The 20903-nt window shown below is 67.7% G+C and carries 13 protein-coding genes; 10 read left to right on the top strand and 3 right to left on the bottom strand.

The window, feature by feature from the left end; all coding sequences use genetic code 11:
• The 4 genes from jaqu_RS01835 to jaqu_RS01820 are packed head-to-tail and all read left to right on the top strand — an operon-like array spanning position 1 to position 4164.
• A complete protein-coding gene (locus tag jaqu_RS01835; protein WP_043917237.1) occupies positions 1 to 1041 on the top strand; it encodes an acyl-CoA dehydrogenase family protein in 1041 nt (346 codons plus the stop codon).
• Complete coding sequence (locus jaqu_RS01830; protein ID WP_043917236.1) at positions 1041 to 1451, top strand: PaaI family thioesterase; 411 nt, start codon at positions 1041 to 1043, stop codon at positions 1449 to 1451. Before jaqu_RS01835 ends, jaqu_RS01830 begins: the two co-directional genes overlap by 1 nt.
• Positions 1448 to 2950 (top strand): class I adenylate-forming enzyme family protein, encoded by a 1503-nt coding sequence (locus jaqu_RS01825; RefSeq protein WP_043917235.1) that lies wholly within the window; start codon positions 1448 to 1450, stop codon positions 2948 to 2950. The genes jaqu_RS01830 and jaqu_RS01825 overlap by 4 nt, the downstream gene beginning before the upstream one ends.
• Positions 2947 to 4164, top strand: a complete 1218-nt coding sequence (locus jaqu_RS01820) for an acyl-CoA dehydrogenase (RefSeq protein WP_043917234.1) — start codon at positions 2947 to 2949, stop codon at positions 4162 to 4164. Before jaqu_RS01825 ends, jaqu_RS01820 begins: the two co-directional genes overlap by 4 nt.
• Before the next feature lie 4 nt (positions 4165 to 4168).
• Here the strand turns inward: jaqu_RS01820 and jaqu_RS01815 are convergent, their stop codons facing one another.
• Both jaqu_RS01815 and jaqu_RS01810 read right to left on the bottom strand, forming a co-directional pair.
• Positions 4169 to 7312, bottom strand: coding sequence for an efflux RND transporter permease subunit (locus jaqu_RS01815; protein ID WP_043917233.1), 3144 nt, complete (start codon positions 7310 to 7312; stop codon positions 4169 to 4171).
• Positions 7309 to 8463 (bottom strand): efflux RND transporter periplasmic adaptor subunit, encoded by a 1155-nt coding sequence (locus jaqu_RS01810; RefSeq protein ID WP_043917232.1) that lies wholly within the window; start codon positions 8461 to 8463, stop codon positions 7309 to 7311. Before jaqu_RS01810 ends, jaqu_RS01815 begins: the two co-directional genes overlap by 4 nt.
• Positions 8464 to 8549: 86 nt before the next feature.
• Here jaqu_RS01810 and jaqu_RS01805 point away from each other — a divergent pair, with 86 nt between their 5' ends.
• A complete protein-coding gene (locus tag jaqu_RS01805) occupies positions 8550 to 9167 on the top strand; it encodes a TetR/AcrR family transcriptional regulator (protein ID WP_043917231.1) in 618 nt (205 codons plus the stop codon).
• Positions 9168 to 9255: 88 nt separating this feature from the next.
• Positions 9256 to 10830: an ABC transporter substrate-binding protein gene (locus jaqu_RS01800; protein WP_043917230.1), complete on the top strand. Its 1575-nt coding sequence runs from the start codon at positions 9256 to 9258 to the stop codon at positions 10828 to 10830.
• Between the two features lie 101 nt (positions 10831 to 10931).
• Here jaqu_RS01800 and dnaE read toward each other — a convergent pair whose 3' ends face one another.
• Complete coding sequence (gene dnaE, locus jaqu_RS01795; protein ID WP_043917229.1) at positions 10932 to 14450, bottom strand: DNA polymerase III subunit alpha; 3519 nt, start codon at positions 14448 to 14450, stop codon at positions 10932 to 10934.
• 224 nt (positions 14451 to 14674) lie between these two features.
• Here dnaE and xdhA point away from each other — a divergent pair, with 224 nt between their 5' ends.
• From xdhA to jaqu_RS01775, 4 genes are read left to right on the top strand one after another with little or no spacing between them, the layout of a single operon-like run.
• Positions 14675 to 16054, top strand: coding sequence for a xanthine dehydrogenase small subunit (gene xdhA, locus jaqu_RS01790; protein WP_043917228.1), 1380 nt, complete (start codon positions 14675 to 14677; stop codon positions 16052 to 16054).
• The gene (gene xdhB / locus jaqu_RS01785) at positions 16051 to 18333 is read left to right on the top strand and encodes a xanthine dehydrogenase molybdopterin binding subunit (RefSeq protein WP_043917227.1); all 2283 of its coding nucleotides are present in this window, start codon (positions 16051 to 16053) and stop codon (positions 18331 to 18333) included. Before xdhA ends, xdhB begins: the two co-directional genes overlap by 4 nt.
• On the top strand, positions 18330 to 19196 hold the full coding sequence (gene xdhC / locus jaqu_RS01780) for a xanthine dehydrogenase accessory protein XdhC (protein ID WP_043917253.1): 867 nt from the start codon (positions 18330 to 18332) through the stop codon (positions 19194 to 19196). Before xdhB ends, xdhC begins: the two co-directional genes overlap by 4 nt.
• A 10-nt stretch (positions 19197 to 19206) precedes the next feature.
• Positions 19207 to 20721 carry an ABC transporter ATP-binding protein gene (locus jaqu_RS01775; RefSeq protein ID WP_043917226.1) on the top strand — a complete coding sequence of 505 codons (1515 nt, stop codon included), beginning with the start codon at positions 19207 to 19209 and terminating at the stop codon, positions 20719 to 20721.
• Positions 20722 to 20903 lie beyond the last annotated feature (182 nt).

The raw sequence follows: 20903 nt of genomic DNA, 5'->3' as shown, positions 1-20903 counted from the left end.
ATGAACTTCGAACTCTCCGACGAGGCGCGGATGTTGCAGGACGGGCTGCGCCGATATCTGGCGGATGCCTATGCGAGACCCCTGCGTGAGCCGTCCGATACGGTCTGGGCCGGACTGGCCGAGATGGGCGTCATCGGCGCGCTGTTCCCGGAGGAGGCGGGCGGCTTCGGGGGCACCGGATGGGATATCGCGCTGGTCTTCGAGGAACTGGGGCGTGTGGGCTCGCCCGAGCCGCTGCTCGATACCGGCGTGCTGTCGGGCGGGCTGGTCGCCGCGGCGGGGGGCGACGTCGAGGCGGTAATCGCGGGCGGGACGAGGCTCGCCTTTGCCCATGGAGAGCCCGGCGGGCGGTACGATCCGACCCGTGTCGACACGCGGGTCGAGGACGGTCGGCTGACCGGGCGCAAGGCGGTCGTCGCCCATGCCACATCAGCCGACGAACTGCTCGTATCGGCGCGCGAGGGCGAGGCCCTGACGCTCTGGCGCGTTGATCCGGACGCGGTGGAGATGCACGACTACCCGATGACGGGCGGCGGCTTTGCGGCCGATATCGTGCTGAACGACACGCCCGGAGAGCGTCTGGGCGAGGGCGACGCGACGGAGGCGATCGTGCAGGCGCAGGCCCGCGCCACGCTGGCGCTTTGTGCCGAAGCGCTGGGGCTGATGGAGAGGATCCGCGCCCTGACGACCGACTACCTGAAGACCCGCAAGCAGTTCGGACGCCCCATCGGGACGTTCCAGGTGCTCCAGCACCGAATGGCCGACCTGCTGATCGAGATCGAGCAGGCTCGCTCGGCCGTCGTGAACCTGGCCGGGAACGTCGACGGGCCGGACAGGGACCGCCATGTCGCGGCGACGAAGAACCTGATCGGCGAGGTCGCGCGACTGGTGGCCGAAGAGGCGATCCAGATGCATGGCGGCATCGGCATGACCGACGAATACGAGCTCAGCCATCTGGTCCGGCGCCTGACGATGGTGGATCACCGCTTTGGCGACACGCTCTACCATCTGGAACGGTTCATCCGGCTGGCGGTCGCTTGATGGGCCTGATCGAAGGCGAGACCGGGACCCAGCGGCTGATCGGCTACGTGCTGGACGTCGGCGCGGGGGACGGGCGCGCGCGATGCCGCCTGACCCTGACCGATGACCACACCAATCGCCACGGGGCGCTACATGGCGGGATCGCGGTCGCGTTGCTGGACAACGCCATGGGCGCGACGGCCAGCCTGACGATCGACGAGAGCGGGCGCGCGCCCTTTCTGACGGTGTCCATGGCGAGCCAATTCCTGGCCCCCGCGCGCGCCGGCGACGAGCTGGAGGCCACGGGACGGGTGACGGGCGGCGGCCGGTCGCTGGTCTTCATCGACGGCGTGCTGGAGACCGAGGGCGGCCGCACGATCGCCACGGCGCAAGGCGTGTTCAAGCGCGTCCCGCCCGAGCGTCTGACATGAGCGGGGCCATCCACGATCTGGTCTTCGACCGGGCGGCCGAGGACCCCGACGCCGTCGCCGTCGTGGATTGCGACGGGACGTCCGTCACCTACACCGCCCAGCGCGCCGCGATCGAGGCGATGGCCGAACGGTTCGCAGATGCCGGGCTGGGCCGGGGCGACCGGCTGGTGCTGGTGGCCGAGAATTGCCACGCGGCGACGGTCGCGATCTTCGCCGCCAGCCTGTGCGGGGCCATCGCCGTTCCCGTGAATGCCCGCCTCAGCGCGCCGGAACTGGCTCGTATCGTCGACCATGCCGGCCCGCGCGCGATCGTCTATACGACCGACATCTCGGCCGAGGCGCGCGACCACGCAGAGGCCGCGGGTGCGGGGGAAACCGAGACCGGTCTCGCCCTGGCCAAAGGGTCGGGCGGCGGCGCGGCGGCGGCCGAGGGGACGGCCGTGATCCTCTACACGACAGGCACGACGGGAGCGCCAAAGGGCGTGATGCTGACCCACGCCAATCTGCGGTTCGCGGGCAAGACATCGGCCGAGCTACGCGGCATGACGCCGGCCGACATCATCTACGGCGTCCTGCCGATGACCCATGTGTTCGGGCTGGCCTCGATGCTTATGGCCGCCAATCATGCGGGGTCGACGATCCGGCTGGAGGCCCGGTTCGCCGCCGACCGCCTGCACGCCGCGCTGCGGGACGGCGTGACCGTGTTCCCGGGCGTGCCGCAGATGCACGCGCTCCTGATGGCGCATCTGGCCCGGACGGGGGGCGGGCGGCTGGAGGGATCGGCCCTGCGCTACGTCTCGTCCGGGGCCGCGCCGTTGGATCCCGCCTGGAAACGCAAGGCCGAGGCGTTCTACGGCCTGCCACTCCAGAACGGCTACGGCATGACGGAATCGACCGCGGGGATCTGCGGGACCCGCAACCCCATCGGTCTGGACGATATCAGCGTCGGCCCTGCCCTGCCCGGCATCGAGATCGCGCTAGACGAGACGAAGGGCGGCGGAGAGGTGGGGGTCGGCGAGATCCTGTCGCGCGGGCCGCACATCATGGCGGGGTATTACCGCGCGCCGGACCTGACGGCGCAGACCATCGACGCCGAGGGCTGGCTGAGAACGGGCGATCTGAGCCGGATCGACGGCGAGGGCCGGCTGCACGTCGTGGGCCGCTGCAAGGAGCTGATCATCAGAGGCGGCTTCAACGTCTATCCCCCCGAGGTGGAGGCGGCGCTGAACGATCATCCGGACGTGGTACAATGCGCGGTGATCGGGCGCGCGGCCGGTGGCGACGAAGAGATCCTCGCCTTCGTGCAATGCGCCGATCCCAAGGCGCTGGACCCCGCGACGCTGCGCGCCTTTGCGGCCGAGCGTCTGGCGCCGTACAAGCGGCCGACACATATCATCCTGGCGCGGACGCTGCCCGCCGCGCCGACCGGAAAGATCCTCAAGCACTGGCTGACGCAGGTCTTCGCCGACCGGCTCGCCCAGATCGGAGAGATGCAATGAAGGACATCGCCCAGCAAGCCGGCTTCGGCCCCGACCTGTCGTCGTTCGAATGGAGCGATCCGCTGCTTCTGGCGGATCAGCTGTCGGACGAGGAGCGGATGGTCGTGGATGGCGCCCGATCCTATGCGCAGGACGCGCTGCAACCGCGCGTGATCGCGGCCTATCGCGACGAGACGACCGATCCGGGCATCTTCCGCGAGATGGGAGAAATGGGTCTGTTGGGCGTAACCATTCCCGAGGAATATGGCGGGCTTGGCGGCTCTTACGTTTCCTACGGCCTTGTGGCGCGAGAGATCGAGCGCGTGGATTCGGGCTATCGGTCGATGATGTCGGTGCAGTCGTCTTTGGTGATGTATCCGATCCACGCCTACGGGTCCGAGGCGCAGCGTCAGAAGTATCTGCCGGGCCTCGCCTCGGGCGAGTTGATCGGCTGCTTCGGCCTGACCGAACCCGATGCCGGCTCGGACCCCGGCAGCATGAAGACCCGCGCCGAAAAGACGGCGACGGGCTACCGGATCAGCGGCAGCAAGATGTGGATCTCGAACGCGCCCATTGCCGATATCTTCGTCGTCTGGGCCAAGTCCGAGGCGCATGACGGCAAGATCCGCGGCTTCGTGCTCGAAAAAAGCATGGCGGGGCTGTCGGCGCCGAAGGTCGGCGGCAAGCTGTCCCTGCGTGCCTCGATCACCGGCGAGATCGTCATGGACGGCGTCGAGGTCGGAGAGGATGCGCTGTTGCCCAGCGTCGAGGGCCTGAAAGGGCCCTTCGGCTGTCTGAACCGCGCCCGCTACGGGATCTCCTGGGGGGTGATGGGGGCCGCAGAGTTCTGCTGGCAGGCCGCGCGGCAATACGGGCTGGACCGCAAGCAGTTCGGCCGTCCCTTGGCGCAGACCCAGCTCTTCCAGAAGAAGCTGGCCGACATGCAGACCGAGATCGCTCTGGGGCTGCAGGCCAGCCTGCGCGTCGGGCGCCTGATGGACGAGGGGAAGGCTGCGCCCGAGATGATCAGCCTGATCAAGCGGAACAATTGCGGCAAGGCGCTGGACGTGGCCCGCCTGTCGCGGGACATGCATGGCGGCAATGGCATCTCGGAAGAGTTTCAGGTGATCCGCCACATGATGAACCTGGAGACGGTGAACACCTACGAGGGGACCCACGACGTCCACGCCCTCATCCTGGGACGGGCGCAGACGGGACTGCAGGCTTTCGTGTGACGGCCTACTCGGCCGCCACGCGCAGGGGGACGGGCATGTCGGGCCGGTCCCCGACATCTCCGGATGCGGGTTTCGGCTTGCGGTAAACCAGCCGGAAGGCGGGCGGCGTGAAGTAGAAGCTGACAATGGTCGACAGCGCCACGCCCCCGGCCACCGCCATGGCGAAGGGCGGCCAGAACGCCCCACCCGCCAGGATGAGAGGCAGGAACCCCCCGACCGTCGTCACCGTGGTCGATACGATGTGGCGCGATGACGTCATGACGACTTCGGCCATGGCATCGGGGTCCCCGGCAGCGGCGTCGGCATCCTCTTGCAGGGCCGTCATGATGATCAACGCGGCGTTGATCGAAACCCCGATGGATCCGATCAGGCCGATGATCGCGTTGATCCCGAACGGGTAGTCGAAGATCGCGAGCGCGAGCATCGACAGCCCCGCCGAGAAGCCCGACACGACCAGCGCGATCCCCGCCAGCCGGAACGACCGGAAGGTCAGGACGACCACGGCGATGGACAGCGTGACGATCAGGCCGAGCGGGGCGAGGAGGTTGTTCAACGTCGAAGCGCGCGCATCGCTGTCGCCGCCGACCTGCAAGCGGTAGCCGGGCGGCAGGGCGAAACCCTCGGCCTCCATTGCCGCTTCCACCTGGGCAAAGGCCTCCGACGGAAGCACTCCACGCTGGATGAAGCCCTGGACGGTGTTCACCCGCTCTCCGTTGCGGCGGGTGATGACGCTTTCGCCCGGAACGACCGCGATCTCCGCTACGGCGGACAGCGGGATCGCGGCAAAGGCACCCTCGGCCGCGCGGGCTTGTCCGGCGGGCGGCACGAGCGGAAGGTCCCGGATCGCGGACGGGTCGGCGCGGCGGTCGTCGCCCAGACGCACCCGGACGGGCAACTCTTCGGATCCTTCGATCAGGCTGCCGCCGGTCAGACCGGTCAGGGCGGCTTCGAGTTGGCGTGCGACGCCGCCGGGATCGAGGCCCAGGAGGCGCGCACGGCCCTCATCCACCTCGACGGCGACCTTGGCGGCACCTCCGGCCAGGGTGGCACGCGAAAGGGTCACGGCATCCTGTTCGGCGACGATCCGGCGCAGCGTCTCTCCCTGCTCGCGCAGGACGGCGAGGTCGGCACCGACGATGCGCAACTCGACGGGCGCGGTGACAGGCGGCCCCTGGACCAGACCCCGGACAAGGATCTGCGCCTCTGGCGCAACACGCGGCAGATCGCGCTGCAACCGGGGCAGCATCGCCTCCGTCGCCTCGGGAGACGCGGTGCGGATCAGCGCCTGCGCATAGCGTGACGCGGCGTCGCGCCCGCCTGGAATGTTATAGTAGAAAGCCGGAGCGGAGCGGCCGAGAACCCAGGTCACGCTTTCGATCCCGGGTTCCGCGCGCAGGGCCGCATCCAGTTCGCGCACGGCAGCTTCGGTCCGGACGATGCCGCTGCCCGGAGCGAGGTCGACCTCGATATGGAACTGGTCGCGATCCACGCCGGGGAAGAATTGCGCCGTCAGTAGCGGCAGCGACAGGAAGCCCACAACCGGCAGCACTGTGGCCAGCGCCATCGAGCGGATCGGATTCCGGACGGCCAAGACCAGCGAGCGGCGGAAGAGGCGCCCCACAAAACCGGACGGAATGCCGTTGGCGAAGCCGCGGCCTTTCTTGTCCGGCATGATCCAGCCCGCCAGCGCCGGCGTGATCGTGACCGCGACGAGGAACGACCAGCAGAGCATGATGACGACGGCCAGTGCGATCGACCCGACGAAGTCCCCCGCGGGACCGGGCAGCAGGATCATCGGCGTGAACGACAGCGCCGTCGTCGCCGTGGAGGCGAAGAGCGGCATCGCCAGCCTGCGCGTCGCGCCCGCCACGGCCTCGCCGCGGGCCATTCCCGACCGGATCCCCCTGCCGATCTCGTCGGTCATGACGATCCCCGCATCGACCAGCAGGCCCAACGCGACGATCAGGCCCGTCACCGACATCTGATGGATGGGCAGCCCGATCGCGTTCATCGTTCCGAGCGAAGCCAGCGAGACGACGGGCAGGACGGTCGCGACGATCAGCGCGGCGCGCAATCCGAGGGTCAGAAGCAGGACCCCCACGACCAGCGCCACGCCGATCGCCATGTTGGTCCCGACCTCCGCCAGACGATCGGCGGTGTAGGTGGATTGATCGAAGATCAGATCTGCCGCGATGCCGCCCGGCAGGTCGGTCCGGAAGGCGGCAAGATCCTCGCGCACCATGCCCGCCCAGGCATCCACCTGAAGGCCGTCTTCCAGCGTCGCGGCGACCAGGATCGCCGGCCGTCCATTCTGGAATGCGGCCTCGGCGACGGGCTGGCGCGGACCGCGGGTGATCTCGGCGATGTCGCCGACGCGCAGGACGGCGCCGTTCGCGCCTTCACGCAAGGCGATCTCGCGCACGCGGTCCAGCGCCCCGATCTCGCCCGAGACCTCGACCACCAGATCGTCACCCGCGCCAGTCACCTGACCGGCGCGAACCTTGGCATCCGCCTGAGCGATGGCCTGCGACACGACATCGGCGGTCAGTCCCAGACCGGCCGCGCGCGCGGCGTCGAGCGTCACGGTGATCTCTTCCTCGGGATAGCCGAAGACATCGACCACCTTGGTTCCGGGCACGTTACGCAGGATGTCGGCCAGCGCCTCTCCGTACCGGGCCGTCAGCGTGACCGGGACATCGTCGCCCACCGCCGACAGGGAGATGATTGCCGCGTAGGCCCCGACCCCGTCGGTATTCAGTTCGGGCGCAAGCGCGCCTGCGGGAAAGCGAAGCTGCGCGTCAGCCAACGCGTCGCGCATTTCCGACCAGACCTGCTCGATCCGCTCTTCTTCCAGCGTTTCCAGCAGTTCGACCGCGACGATGGATACGCCCGTGGACGACGTCGACGTTATCACGTCCACTTCGGCCAGACCGCGCAATTCCTCCTCGATCTCGGCTGTGACCAGGGCCTCGACCCGCGCAGGCTCCGCGCCGGGATAGGGCGTGGTGATCGTCGCGAAGAGGTTCGTGATCGTCGGGTCTTCTTGGCGGCCGATCGTAAGCAGCGCCGAAACGCCCGCCGCGACGATCACCAGAAGGGCCAGCGCGACCGCACGCGGTTCGCGCCAGGTCCAGTTTGCGGCGCTCATGCCCCCTCTCCGAGGCTGAGCCGCTCGCCGGTCACGATGCGGTGGACACCCTCGGTCAGATAGCGGGTGCCATCGTCGAAGGTGCCGCGAACGAAAGCCCGGCCGTCGGCCTGCGCGATGATCTCGACCGCTTCGATCCCGGCGACCGGCCCGGCCGCTCCGTCGACCACGGTCACGATCTGCCAGCTTCCGCGCGGCCCTTGGCGCAGCGCCGACAGCGGCATCCATGCGCCGCGGCCGTCCAGCGTCTGCGTCAAGGTCAGTTCGCCAGTGGTCCTTGCCGGAAGGGCGCCCTCCTCCACCTCGAACCACAGCGTCCTGGTCCGCGTCGCCGGATCGAGGTCCGGTGCGATCTGCGTCAGTTTCGCGGTCACGCGTCCCGCATCGGTGTCGATCACGGCCGTCTCACCGAGGGGGAGGACGGATGCGAGACGGGGATCGACACCAACGCGGAACCTGGATGGCCCCCCTTCGAGCAATGTCAGGACGGGACCGCCGGGCGACACGACCGCGCCCGCATCCAGCAGCCGCGTGCCGATCGTCCCGGAATAGGGCGCGCGGAGTTCGGCCTTGGACAGCCTGACGTCGATCGCCGTAAGGCCTGCATCCGCCTCGGCCAGACGAGCCTGCAACTGGGTCAGGCCCAGAGACGTATCGTCGACCCGCTGATCGGTGGCGAAACCGCGTTCCCGCAACTCGGCCTGGCGCGTATTCGTTCGTTCGGCCAGGTCCACCTGCGCCGCAAGCGCCGTGCGCGCGGATTGGAGACGATCCCGCTCCGCTTCCAGCAGACGCGTGTCCAGACGGGCGAGTATCTCGCCGCGTTCGACCACTTCGCCCTCTCGGGGGCCGATCCATTCCAGCGTCCCGCTTTCTTCGAAACCCAGCGACGTTTCCTGATCCGCTTCGATCTGTCCGGCAAAGCGGCGGGAAACCTCGTAGCCGTCCTGCATCTGGATCGTAGCTGAAGTGACCGGTAGGGGAGGCGCCGGGGGAGGAGCGTCCGAGATGGACGCGCGGGTCGCCAACGCGCCGTAGAGAACCGTCCCGCCCGCGAAGGCGCCGACGACGATAAGGGTCGTGAACGAGAGTGTCAGAAGGCGCCGCAGAAGCGGGCGTCGCTTTGCAGGGGCAGCAACATGCTCGGTCATTGAAACGTCCTCGACAGAGGGAAGTTAGTGTTGCTGACATATGTATGCGTCACTAACTTAGTCAAACGAGTTATTGAGGTTCGAGTTTGGAAACGACAGAGAAAGCCCTGAAAAAAGGGCAGAAAAAATATCATCACGGCGACCTGAAAGGCGCTTTGCTTGAGGCGATCCGGACGCTGATCGAACGCGACGGCGCCGATGGCTTCTCGATTGCGGAGGCGTGCCGGATCGCCGGCGTCAGCACGGCGGCGCCCTACAAGCATTTCAGCGACCGGGGCGATATGTTGCGGGGTGTCGCCCTGCTCGCGATGGAACGTCTCTACGAAGCGATGAAGCAGGCAGCCGATGCCCACCCGCCCGGAACGACAGAGCGGATCGCGGCGCTGGGACAGAGCTACATCGATTTCGCCCGCGCGGAGCCGGGGACGTTCAGGCTCATGTTCGGTCTCAGCGAGGATCACGCGGACGATGCCGAACTCACCCACCAGGGCGATCTGGCGAACGCGCTGGTCGAGCGGGTCGTGGCGGATCATTTGGGAATAGACCCGACCTCGGACGAAGCGCGGTTGCGGGCCTACGCGCTCTGGTGCTTCGTGCATGGACACAGCTTCCTGTCGATCGACGGCAAGCTGAAGGACCACGACATCCCCGAGGCGGCGCTCTTGACGCTGGTGGGCCAGGCGATGCTGCCCGACCGCCGCTGATCCGACGAGCCCGCGACCGCTTGCACCCCGACGCGGTGGCCTGCATCCTCCCGCGCAGGACGAAAAGTCCAACCAACGGGAGAAAACGATGAAAAGAACGATTCTGGCCACGACGCTGCTCGCCACCACGGCGATGGGCGCGAATGCCGAGACGCTGCGATGGGCCCGCGCGGGCGACAGCCTGACGCTGGACCCCCACGCCCAGAACGAAGGGCCGACCCACACGCTCGCCCATCAGATCTACGAGCCGCTGATCATCCGCGACATGACGGGCGCGTTCCAGGCGGCGCTTGCCACCGACTGGGCCCCCAGGGAAGACGACCCGAATGTCTGGGTCTTCAACCTTCGCGAAGGCGTCACCTTCCACGACGGCGCGGATTTCACCGCCGAAGACGTCGTCTTCAGCTTCGAACGCGCGAAGTCCGAGACGAGCGCCATGAAGGAGCTGCTGACTTCGATCACCGAGATCCGCGCGGTGGACGACTACACGGTCGAGTTCGTGACCGACGGTCCGAACCCGATCCTGCCGAACAACTTCACCAACCTGTTCATGATGGACAAGGGCTGGACCGAGGCGAACGGCGTGACCGCCGTGCAGGACATCGCCAATGGCGAGACGACCTTCGCGGCGACGAACGCCAACGGGACCGGTCCCTTCACGCTGGTCTCTCGCGAACCCGACGTGCGCACGGTATTGGAGCAGAACCCGAATTACTGGGGCATGGACCAGTTCCCGATGGAGGTGACCCGGATCGAGTACACCCCGATCCAGAACGCCGCCACCCGCGTCGCCGCGCTTCTGTCCAACGAAGTCGATTTCATCCAGGATGTGCCGGTTCAGGATCTGGGTCGCGTGGCCGAGACCGAGGGGCTGGTCGTCAAGACCGCGCCGCAGAACCGGACGATCTTCTTCGGGATGAATGTCGGCGCGGACGATATCGAACGTGACGACGTCGAGGGCGCCAACCCGCTGGCCGACGTCCGCGTGCGTCAGGCAATGAACATGGCGCTGAACCGCGACGCGATCCGTCAGGTCGTGATGCGCGATCAGTCGGTGCCCGCCGGCATCATCATGCCGCCCTTCGTGAACGGCTGGACCGAAGCGCTGGACCAGATCCCCGAAGGCGACATGGCCGCAGCTCAGGCCCTTATGGAGGAAGCCGGCTACGGCGACGGCTTCTCGATCCAGCTCGACTGCCCGAACGACCGTTACGTCAACGACGAGGCGATCTGCCAGGCAGCGGTGGGCATGCTGGGCCAGATCGGTGTGAACGTGAACCTGAACGCGCAGCCCAAGGCGCAGCATTTCCCGCTGATCCAGAACGGGACGACCGACTTCTACATGCTGGGCTGGGGCGTTCCGACCTACGACTCGGAGTACATCTTCAACTTCCTCACCCACACGAAGGGCGACGAGCGCGGATCGTGGAACGCGACGGGCTATTCCAACACGGATCTGGACGCCAAGATCGTCAGCCTCGCCTCCGAGACGGATCTGGATGCGCGCAACGCGACCATCGCCGAGATCTGGGACACGATCCAGTCCGAGACGCTGTACCTTCCGATCCACCACCAGGTCCTGAACTGGGGCATGGCCGAAAAGGTCGGCATCGAGGTGAGCCCGGAAGACGATCCGAAGTTCAAGTTCTTCGAAATGAACTGACCGGCCCTTCGGGACCGAAAGGGGGCGGCCTTCGGGTCGCCCCTTTGCGTTCTGGAATACCCCTTCTGCCGAACGGGCCGGGATGCAGCCATTCCGCCGGATCAGACCTCTTCGACGGTCGCGATGCCGGGAAGCGAGCGCAGCGCCCCCTTCACCTGCGGATTGACCGGCCACATGCCCGGAAGCTCCAGTTCCACCTCGCCCGGCAAGTCGTCGTCCAGAAGGCACAGATGCATCGGGCCGCGGCCTCTCGGACCGCCCTCGGCCTTCAGGCGATCAAGAAGGCCCGTCAGCGCGGGCAGAGCATCGGACCCTTCGAGGAAGATCCGCAGACCGGCGCCCGGTCCATCCGCGACGGCATCGTCCATCGGCGTCACACCGCGACAGAGCAGCTTCAACTGATCCGCCTCCTGCGTCGCCTCGACCTGAAGGACGACCTTGGCCCCGGGCTCCAGGTTGTGCCGGTGGGCGTCCAGCGTGTCCGAGAAGACCATCGCCTCGTAGGCCCCCGACGGATCGGACGCCGCGAGGAAGGCGAACCGGTTGCCCCGTGCCGACTTGCGTTCCTGTCGGGCCGACACGATCCCGGCCAGCTTGGCGACGGCCGGACCCTTCCGGGTCAATTCCTGCAATTCGGCCAGCGTGCGTACGTCCTTGCGACGCAGGCCGGGCATGTAATCGTCCAGCGGGTGACCCGAAAGGTAGAAGCCGATCGCGGTGAATTCCTCGGCCAGACGCTCTGCCGGCAGCCATGCCTCACGATGCGGCAGCCGCGGCTCTCGGAGGTCTTCGCCCGCCTCGCCGAAGAGGCCCATCTGGTTCGAGTTGCGCTGCTCGTGGATCGCCGCCGAATAGCCGACCAGCGCGTCCAGCCCGTCGAGCACGCGCGCCCGGTTGTCGTCCAGCTCGTCGAAGGCCCCCGCGCGGGCCAGCATTTCGAGCGGGCGCTTGCCCACACGCTTGAGATCCACCCGCCGCGCCAGGTCGAACAGCGTCGTGAACGGCGTCTCGGCCCGCCCCTCGACGACCAGTTGCATCGCTTCGACGCCCACGTTCTTGAGGGCGCCGAGGGCGTAGACCAGTTTGCCGTCGCGCACGGTGAACCGCGCCTCCGACCGGTTTACGCAGGGCGGCACGATCTCCAGACCCAGGCCGCCACGATCCTGTGCCTTGCGGACCTCTTCGGCGTAGATCGCCAGCTTGTCCGTCAGGTGGATGTCGGAATTCATGATCCCGGCCATGAACTCGACCGGGTGGTTCGCCTTGAGCCAGGCCGTCTGGTAGCTGACGACGGCGTAGGCTGCCGCGTGGGATTTGTTGAAGCCGTAATTCGCAAACTTGTCGAGCAGGCGCCAGACCTCGTCCGCCTTGGCCTTGTCGACGCCATTCCTGGCTGCGCCTTCCAGGAAGATTGGCTTCTGCGCGTCCATTTCGGCCTGGATCTTCTTGCCCATGGCGCGGCGCAGCAGGTCGGCGCCGCCCAGGGAGTACCCCGCCATCTCCTGGGCAATCTGCATTACCTGTTCCTGATAGACGATGATGCCCTGCGTCTCGTCCAGGATGTGGTCGATGGACGGGTGCAGCTTGTCGCGCGCGCTGAGCCCGTTCTTGACCTCGCAATACTTCGGGATGTTCTCCATCGGGCCGGGGCGGTAGAGCGCCACGAGCGCCACGATGTCCTCGATGCAGGTCGGCTTCATGCGCCGCAGCGCGTCCATCATGCCAGTGGATTCCACCTGGAACACAGCGACCGTGCGGGCGGCGGAATAGACCTCGTACGCCCCCGGATCGTCCAGCGGGATGGCGTTGATATCGTTCTCGGTGCCGGGTTGCGGCCTGTAGATCTCGCGCCCGTCGGCGGCGAGATGGATCTCGCGGCCCTGCATCCGGATCAGCTCGACGGCGTTCTGCACCTGCGTCAGCGTCTTGAGCCCCAGGAAGTCGAACTTCACGAGACCCGCCTTCTCGACCCATTTCATGTTGAACTGGGTCGCCGGCATATCCGAGCGCGGATCCTTGTAGAGCGGCACCAGCTCGTCCAGCGGCCGGTCCCCGATCACCACGCCCGCCGCATGGGTCGAGGCGTTCCGCAGCAGCCCCTCCAGCTTCTCGGCGTAATCCAGCAGGCGCTTGACCGGGTTCGTGCGTCCCTCGCGGCGGTCCTGCTCGGACTCGGCGGCGGCCTCGCGCAGGCGCGGCTCGTCGGCCAGCGCCTTGGTGATCGAGACAGGCTTCACCCCCTCGACCGGGATCATCTTCGAGAGCTGGTCGCATTGCATGTAGGGCATACCCAGCACGCGCCCCACGTCCCGCACGGCCGCCTTGGACAAGAGCGCGCCGAAGGTGATTATCTGCCCCACCCGGTCGCGGCCGTACTTTTCCTGGACGTACTGGATCACCTCTTCCCGGCGATCCATGCAGAAGTCGATGTCGAAGTCGGGCATCGACACCCGCTCGGGGTTCAGGAACCGCTCGAACAGGAGCGCATATCGCAGCGGATCGAGATCGGTGATCGTCAGCGCATAGGCCACGAGGCTGCCCGCGCCCGAACCGCGACCGGGGCCGACGGGAATATCGTGCTCCTTGGCCCACTTGATGAAGTCCGCGACGATCAGGAAGTAGCCGGGGAAGCCCATGCCCTCGATGATGCCAAGCTCGTAGTCGAGCCGCTTCTCGTAGTCCTCGACCGGAGCGGCATGGGGTATGACGGCGAGGCGGGCCTCCAGCCCCTCCTTTGCCTGCCTGCGCAGTTCGGCCACCTCGTCATCGGCGAATTTCGGCAGGATCGGGTCGCGGCCATAGGCCTTGAAGGCACAGCGCCGGGCGATCTCGACCGTATTCTCAAGCGCCTCGGGCAGATCGGCGAACAGCGTCGCCATCTCGGCCGTCGTCTTGAAGCGATGCTCGGGCGTCAGACGCCGGCGCGGCGCCTGCTGGTCGACATAGGCGCCCTCTGCGATGCAGAGCAGCGCATCATGCGCCTCGTGCATCTGCGCCTTGTCGAAATAGACATCGTTCGTGGCGACCAGCGGCAGGCCTCGCGCATAGGCCTGCTCGACATGGAAACGCTCGGTCGGCACTGCCTCGGCGTGGCGCTGAAGCTCGATGTAGAGCCGGTCGCCGTAGACTCCGTGCAGGCGGCCCAGCACGTTCGCGGCCTTGTCCTCCTGCCCCTGCGCCACCAGCCGCCCCACGGCGCCGTCGGGCCCGCCCGTCAGGCAGATCAGACCATCCCCGTGACGTTCCAACTCGTCGAAGGTCACCTGCGGCTCCATCTCGGGTCGCGCGAGATAGAGGCAGGAGTTGAGCTTCATCAGATTCTCGTAGCCCGCCTCGTTCTGCGCCAGAAGGACGATGGGCGCGGGGCGGCGCGGGCGCTGCCCCGGATCGGCGGCGTCGTGCATCAGATCGACCTGACAGCCCATGATCGGCTGGATCCCCCGGCCTGCCAGCGCAGTCGCCGCCTCCAGCGCCGAGAACATGTTGTTGGTCTCGGTGACGGCGACGGCGGGCATGTCGGCGCCCGCCACAAGGTCCGGTAGCTTCTTCAGGCGAACCGCGCCTTCCAGAAGCGAATATTCCGTATGAAGGCGCAGGTGTATGAATCGGGGGGCGGCCATGGCACGACATCTAGCCCCCGCAGGCCGGGGGCGGAAGGCGCGACCCCAGGCCATCGCTCGGTTTTCCACAGCCATTTATCGGGTGGCACAGGCGCTTCGACTGCGACGCCACGCCCGCCTTGCCATTCGGGCCAAGGTTGCGAAGACTGCGCCGGTCCGCCGCCCCCTCTACGCCGCATCGAGGGGGGCCCCGGCGCCACACGGTATCGCGGCCGATGCCTCTCATGGAGATCACGTTCCGCCTCAATGGCGAAGACATGACGATTCCGGTCGACGACCCGACCGAGACACTGCTCGACTGGCTGCGCGCCCGCGGCCTCACCGGCACCAAGGAAGGCTGCAACGAAGGGGATTGCGGCGCCTGCTCGGTCATCGTGACCGATGCGCGCGGGGCCAAGCCGCTGAACGCGTGCATCCTGTTCCTGCCGCAACTCGACGGCAAGGCCGTCCGGACGGTCGAGGGCATCGCCGCCCCGGACGGAACGCTTCACCCGGTCCAGCAGGCGATGATCGACCATCACGGCAGCCAGTGCGGGTTCTGCACACCCGGTTTCGTCACCACGATGGCCTGCGCGCATCTCAACGGCGCCCGCGACCATGCCGACCAAATCGCGGGCAATCTCTGCCGGTGCACGGGCTACGCACCGATCCTGCGCGCGGCCGAAGCGTGTGCCGACATGCCGGTGCCCGATCACATGAACGATACACTCCCTCATCCTGCCGGAAATATCCCGGGAGAGCGCGAGAGGGCTGGCCCTCTCGCTCCCGCCTCCGCCGACGCGGTGGCACAGGCCTATCTCGAAACGCCCGACGCCACCCTGATCGCCGGGGCGACCGATGTGGGGCTCTGGGTGACCAAGCAGTTCCGGGACCTGGGACCGGTCATCTTTCTCGACCGGTGCGATGATCTGCGTGGAGTCACGATCACCGCCGACACCATCGAGGTCGGCGCGATGACCGACATGGAGACTTTGCGCCACGCGGTCGCGGATCATTTCCCCGCCTTCGCGGAGCTCTTGCGGCGTTACGGCAGCGTGCAGGTGCGCTCGGCCGCGACGATCGGCGGCCACATCGCCAACGGCTCGCCCATCGGGGACAGCCCGCCGCCGCTCATCGCCCTTGGGGCCAAGCTGCATCTGAGGCGGGGCGACGAGAGGCGGTCCATGCCCCTGGAAGACTTCTTCCTCGACTACGGCAGGCAGGATCGCCGTCCGGGCGAGTTCGTCGAGCGGATCACGATCCCGCGCCAGCCGGACACGCTTTCGGTCCAGAAGCTGTCCAAGCGGTTCGATCAGGATATCTCGGCCGTTTGCGGCGCCTTAAACCTGCCGGTCGAGGACGGGATCCTGCGCGGTGTCCGCATCGCGTTCGGCGGCATGGCGGGTGTGCCCAAGCGAGCCGCGGCCGTCGAGGCGGCCCTCGAGGGACGCCCCTTCCAAGAGGCGACGTTCGAGGCCGCGTCGAAATCCTTCGCCGAGGATTTCGAGCCGCTCAGCGACATGCGTGCCTCTGCCGAGTATCGGCTGATGGCCTGCGAAGGGATGCTCCTGCGCGCCTTTCAAGAGTTGCAGGGGGTGCCCGGGCTGCTGGAGGTCGCGCCATGACCGTCGCGAAGCCCCTGCCCCATGAGAGCGCGCGCCTCCATGTCACCGGGGCGGCGCGCTACACGGATGACGTACCGGCACCGGCGGGATGCCTGCATCTCGCCTTCGGCCTGTCGGAGCATGCCGCCGGGACGCTCGACGCGCTGAACCTCGACGCCGTCCGCGCCGCACCCGGCGTCATCGCGGTGATCGGGCCGGACGACCTGAACCCCATGCCCGATTGCTCGCCCTCGCTGCATGACGAGCCGCTGCTCTGTGACGGGACGATCCACTATGCGGGCCAGCCGCTCTATATCGTGGTTGCGGACAGTCACCTGGCGGCGCGGCGCGCGGCGCGCCTCCACGAGGCGACCGTCACCGAGGCCGACCCGATCCTGACGATCGAACAGGCGTTGGACGCCGAGGCCTGGTTCGACGGCGGTCCGAGGGTCTGGGGCAAGGGCGATTTGGACGCCGCGCTCGCGAGGGCGCCCCGGCGGATGGATGGCACGCTTGAGATCGGGGGCCAGGAACATTTCTACCTCGAAGGTCAGGCCGCCCTGGCCCTGCCGGGCGAGGACGGGGAGATGCACGTCGTCACCTCGACCCAGCACCCGACCGAGATCCAGCACAAGGTGGCCGACGCACTGGGCGTCCCGATGCATGCCGTCCGGTCCGAAGTGCGCCGAATGGGCGGCGGGTTCGGCGGAAAGGAAAGCCAGGGCAATGCGTTGGCCATCGCCTGTGCCGTCGCCGCGCGCCTGACGGGTCGCGCCTGCCGGATGCGCTACGACCGCGACGACGATTTCGTCGTGACCGGCAAGCGCCATGACTTCCGTATCGGCTACGAGGTCGGCTTCGACGATGCGGGCCGGATCCATGCCGTCCGCTTCCGTCACTGGGTCCGCTGCGGCTGGTCCCAGGACCTGTCGCTGCCGGTGGCCGACCGCGCCATGCTGCACGCCGACAATGCCTACGACATTCCCGCGATGGAGATCACCTCCTGGCGGCTGCGCACCAACACGCAATCCGCCACCGCCTTTCGCGGCTTCGGCGGACCGCAGGGAATGGTCGGGATCGAACGGGTGCTCGACCATGTCGCCCACGCCGTCGGACGGGACCCGCTCGAGGTGCGGCGCCTGAACTATTACCCGGATGCCGGCCGCGAGACCGGGAACGCGGGCGAGACGCATTACGGTCAGCGCGTGACGGATTTCTGCCTGGGCGCGATGACGGACAGATTGGCAGAGACATGCGACTATGCCTCTCGCCGCGAGGCGGTGGCGGCATGGAACGCCGCGAACCCGCACCTGAAGCGCGGCCTCGCCCTGACGCCCGTGAAGTTCGGCATCTCGTTCACGCTGACCCACCTGAATCAGGCCGGGGCGCTGGTCCATGTCTATGCCGACGGGTCGATCCATCTGAACCATGGCGGCACGGAGATGGGGCAAGGGCTGCACTCGAAAGTGTCGGCCGTGGCTGCGGCACGCTTTGGGTGCGACCCGGCGCGCGTGCGGATCACGGCGACAGATACGGGGAAAGTGCCCAACACTTCGGCCACGGCGGCCTCTTCCGGGGCGGACCTGAACGGAATGGCCGTGGCGAAGGCCTGCGACACGATCCGCGACCGGATGGCCAAGTTCCTGGCGGCCGAGCATCAGACCGACGCCGCGACGGTCGTCTTCGCGGACGATCGGGTCAAGGTCGCGGGCGCCGAATACGGGTTCGAAGAGGCGGCCGCGAAGGTCTACGCAGCGCGCGTTTCCCTGTCGTCGACCGGGTTCTACGCCACCCCCGAAATCAGCTGGGACCGCCAGGCGGGACGGGGACGGCCATTCTATTACTTCGCCTACGGCGCCTCTTGCTCTGAAGTGATCCTCGACACCCGAACTGGCGAGAACCGGGTGTTGCGCACGGACATCCTCCACGATGCCGGTGCTTCTCTGAACCCGGCACTGGATATCGGACAGATCGAGGGCGGGTACGTGCAGGGCATGGGCTGGCTGACGATGGAGGAACTCGTCTGGGACGGCGCGGGCCGCCTGCGGACACATGCGCCCAGCACCTACAAGATCCCCTGCGCCTCGGATGCGCCCCCGGACTTCCGGGTCCACCTCTGGGAAGGCGCGAACCGGGAGGAGACGATCTATCGTTCAAAGGCCGTGGGCGAGCCGCCTTTCATGCACGGGATAAGCACGTTCCTCGCGCTGTCGGACGCGGTGACTGCCTGTCGGGACGACTATCCCGCGCTGGACGCGCCCGCGACGGCGGAGCGACTGTGGCGGACGCTCCGCCGATGAGCTTCGACGCCGCGGCCCTGGCCGCCGCGCTGGAACACGGCCCGGTCGCCCGTGTCGTGGTGGCCGAGGCGCGCGGGTCGGCCCCGCGTGGGGCGGGCACCGAGATGTGGGTCGGACCGTCCGGCCAGCATGGGACGATCGGGGGCGGGGCTCTGGAATGGGAGGCGACGCGGATCGCGCGCGAGGTCCTCTCGGGTGGCGCTCCGCGTGTCATGCGTATGCCGCTGGGTCCCGCGCTCGGCCAATGTTGCGGCGGGTCCGTTACGCTGGTCGTCGAGCGGGTCGAGGCGATGCCGGGCGATCCCTGGATCCGGCGGGTCGAGGGAGACCGCCCTGCCCCGTCCGGCGAGTGGACCGGCCTGCAGGACGGGTGGATGCGCGAGGCCGCTGTTCGGCCGGGCGCGCCGCTCTGGATCTGGGGGGCGGGTCATGTGGGACGGGCGCTGGTGGACGTCCTCTCACCGCTGCCGGATCTGGCGCTGACCTGGGTCGACATCGCGCCGGACCGGTTTCCGGAAATTCCAGCCTCGGTGACGCAACTGGTCGCCGCCGACCCGCCCCGCCTGATGCCCCGCGCGCCGATGGAGGCGCGCCATCTGATCCTGACCCACAGTCACGAGATCGACCTCGCGCTCTGCCACGCCGCGCTGTCGCACGGCTTCGCGGAATGCGGATTGATCGGGTCCGAGACCAAGTGGGCCCGCTTCCGATCCCGTCTCGCCGCGTTGGGGCACGAGGCGTCCGCCGTTACGCGGATCACTTGCCCGATCGGCGATCCGGCCCTGGGCAAGCATCCCCAAGCCATTGCGGTCGGCGTCGCGGCCGCGTTACTCTCTGCGCAGCACCGCAAAGGCGGGTTTTAGGGAATCGCCTTTGACCGACCTCCTCCGGATCGACGGACTGACGAAACGCTACCCCGGCGTGGTGGCGAATGACGGCGTCAGCTTCGCCGTTCGGACCGGCGGCATCCACGCCTTGCTAGGCGAAAACGGGGCTGGAAAGTCCACTCTGGTCAAGGTCATCTACGGACTGGTCAAGCCGGACGCGGGCACGATGAAGCTGGACGGCGCATCCTACGCTCCGTCCGACCCCAAGGCGGCCCGCGCCGCGGGCGTGGCCATGGTGTTTCAGCATTTCAGCCTGTTCGAGGCACTGTCCGTGGCCGAGAATGTGGGTTTGGGGATGGAGGATCCGCCGCGGATGCGGGATCTGTCGCGTCGGATCCGCGAAGTGTCAGAGACTTATGGCCTGCCGCTCGACCCCTCGGCGCGGGTGGGGGACCTTTCCGCGGGCGAACGGCAACGGGTAGAGATCGTGCGCTGCCTGTTGCAGGACCCCCGGCTGCTGATCATGGACGAGCCGACCAGCGTGCTGACGCCGCAGGAAGTCGCCATCCTGTTCGAAACCCTGCGCAAGCTGGCCGGAGAAGGGACGTCGATCCTCTATATCTCTCACAAGCTTGAGGAAATCCGCGTGCTTTGCGATGCCGCCACGATCCTGCGGGGGGGCCGTGTCGTCGGCGAATGCGACCCGCGAGAGACCAGCGCGGCCGAATTGGCGGAGCGGATGGTGGGGACCAAGCTCGCCGCCCCCAAGGTGCGGACGCACAAAGCCGGGGATGTCGTGCTGGAAGTGGCGGGCCTGTCGCTGCCCGCACCGGGGCAATTCGGGACGGCGCTGAAGAACGTCGGATTGCGGCTTCGCGCGGGCGAAGTGCTGGGCGTGGGCGGCGTCGCCGGGAACGGGCAGGACGAGCTTTTGTCCGCACTGGCCGGCGAGAGGCTGGCACCGGTCGGGTCTATCCTCTTGGAAGGGAAAGACATTTCAAGATCCGGACCCGCGAGGCGGCGGCGGGCAGGGCTATTGACCGGGCCGGAAGAGCGGCTGGGCCATGCCGCGGTTCCGAACATGAGCCTGACCCGGAACGCGGCTCTGACCGGGGCACAGCGCAAGGGGATGCTGCGCCGGGGCTTCGTCGATTGGGCGCGGGCGAAAGGCTTTGCCGATGAGGTGATCGCCGCCTTCGACGTACGCACGCCGGGACCGGAGGCGGCAGCGCGGAGCCTCTCGGGTGGCAATCTCCAGAAGTTCGTGATCGGGCGGGAAGTCCTGCAGAATCCGAAGGTTCTGGTCGTCAATCAGCCGACATGGGGGGTCGACGCCGCGGCGGCGGCAGCGATCCGGCAAGCACTCGTGGACCTGGCCGCCGGAGGGGCGGGCGTCCTGATCATCAGTCAGGATCTCGACGAGTTGCTGGAAGTCTCGGACCGGTTCGCCGCCTTGAACGAAGGCCGCCTGTCGGATCCCGTGCCGACCGCCGATCTGACGCTGGAACGGATCGGGCTGATGCTCGGAGGAGCGCACGGAATGGAAGCGGCGCATGTCTGACGGTGCGCAAATGCCGATGCACCCCCTGTGCACCCCCTGTGCACCCCCCGTCTGCACAATCGGCACCGTCACGGTGCCCGGGGCTTGGCCCGTCTGCACGATCGGCAAACGGACCGGTTGCGCGCCGCCTTGCGCGGCCCGCCCGGGAGCGGATCGGACGGGGCATCGAGCCCCGTCCGATC

The organism is Jannaschia aquimarina, from assembly GCF_000877395.1.
In the GTDB taxonomy this organism is placed as follows: Bacteria; Pseudomonadota; Alphaproteobacteria; order Rhodobacterales; family Rhodobacteraceae; genus Jannaschia; species Jannaschia aquimarina.
The sequence above is the reverse complement of the archived record's forward strand: the minus strand, read 5'-3'. Positions and strand labels throughout refer to the sequence as shown.

Bases quoted from the DNA above. Each gene is read 5' to 3' on its own strand.
- jaqu_RS01835 (WP_043917237.1), top strand. From the start codon at position 1: ATGAACTTCGAACTCTCCGACGAGGCGCGGATGTTGCAGGACGGGCTG.
- jaqu_RS01815 (WP_043917233.1), bottom strand. From the start codon at position 7,312: ATGAGCGCCGCAAACTGGACCTGGCGCGAACCGCGTGCGGTCGCGCTG.
- dnaE (WP_043917229.1), bottom strand. From the start codon at position 14,450: ATGGCCGCCCCCCGATTCATACACCTGCGCCTTCATACGGAATATTCG.
- jaqu_RS01825 (WP_043917235.1), top strand. From the start codon at position 1,448: ATGAGCGGGGCCATCCACGATCTGGTCTTCGACCGGGCGGCCGAGGAC.
- jaqu_RS01830 (WP_043917236.1), top strand. From the start codon at position 1,041: ATGGGCCTGATCGAAGGCGAGACCGGGACCCAGCGGCTGATCGGCTAC.
- xdhC (WP_043917253.1), top strand. From the start codon at position 18,330: ATGAGCTTCGACGCCGCGGCCCTGGCCGCCGCGCTGGAACACGGCCCG.
- jaqu_RS01820 (WP_043917234.1), top strand. From the start codon at position 2,947: ATGAAGGACATCGCCCAGCAAGCCGGCTTCGGCCCCGACCTGTCGTCG.
- xdhA (WP_043917228.1), top strand. From the start codon at position 14,675: ATGGAGATCACGTTCCGCCTCAATGGCGAAGACATGACGATTCCGGTC.
- xdhB (WP_043917227.1), top strand. From the start codon at position 16,051: ATGACCGTCGCGAAGCCCCTGCCCCATGAGAGCGCGCGCCTCCATGTC.
- jaqu_RS01810 (WP_043917232.1), bottom strand. From the start codon at position 8,463: ATGACCGAGCATGTTGCTGCCCCTGCAAAGCGACGCCCGCTTCTGCGG.
- jaqu_RS01800 (WP_043917230.1), top strand. From the start codon at position 9,256: ATGAAAAGAACGATTCTGGCCACGACGCTGCTCGCCACCACGGCGATG.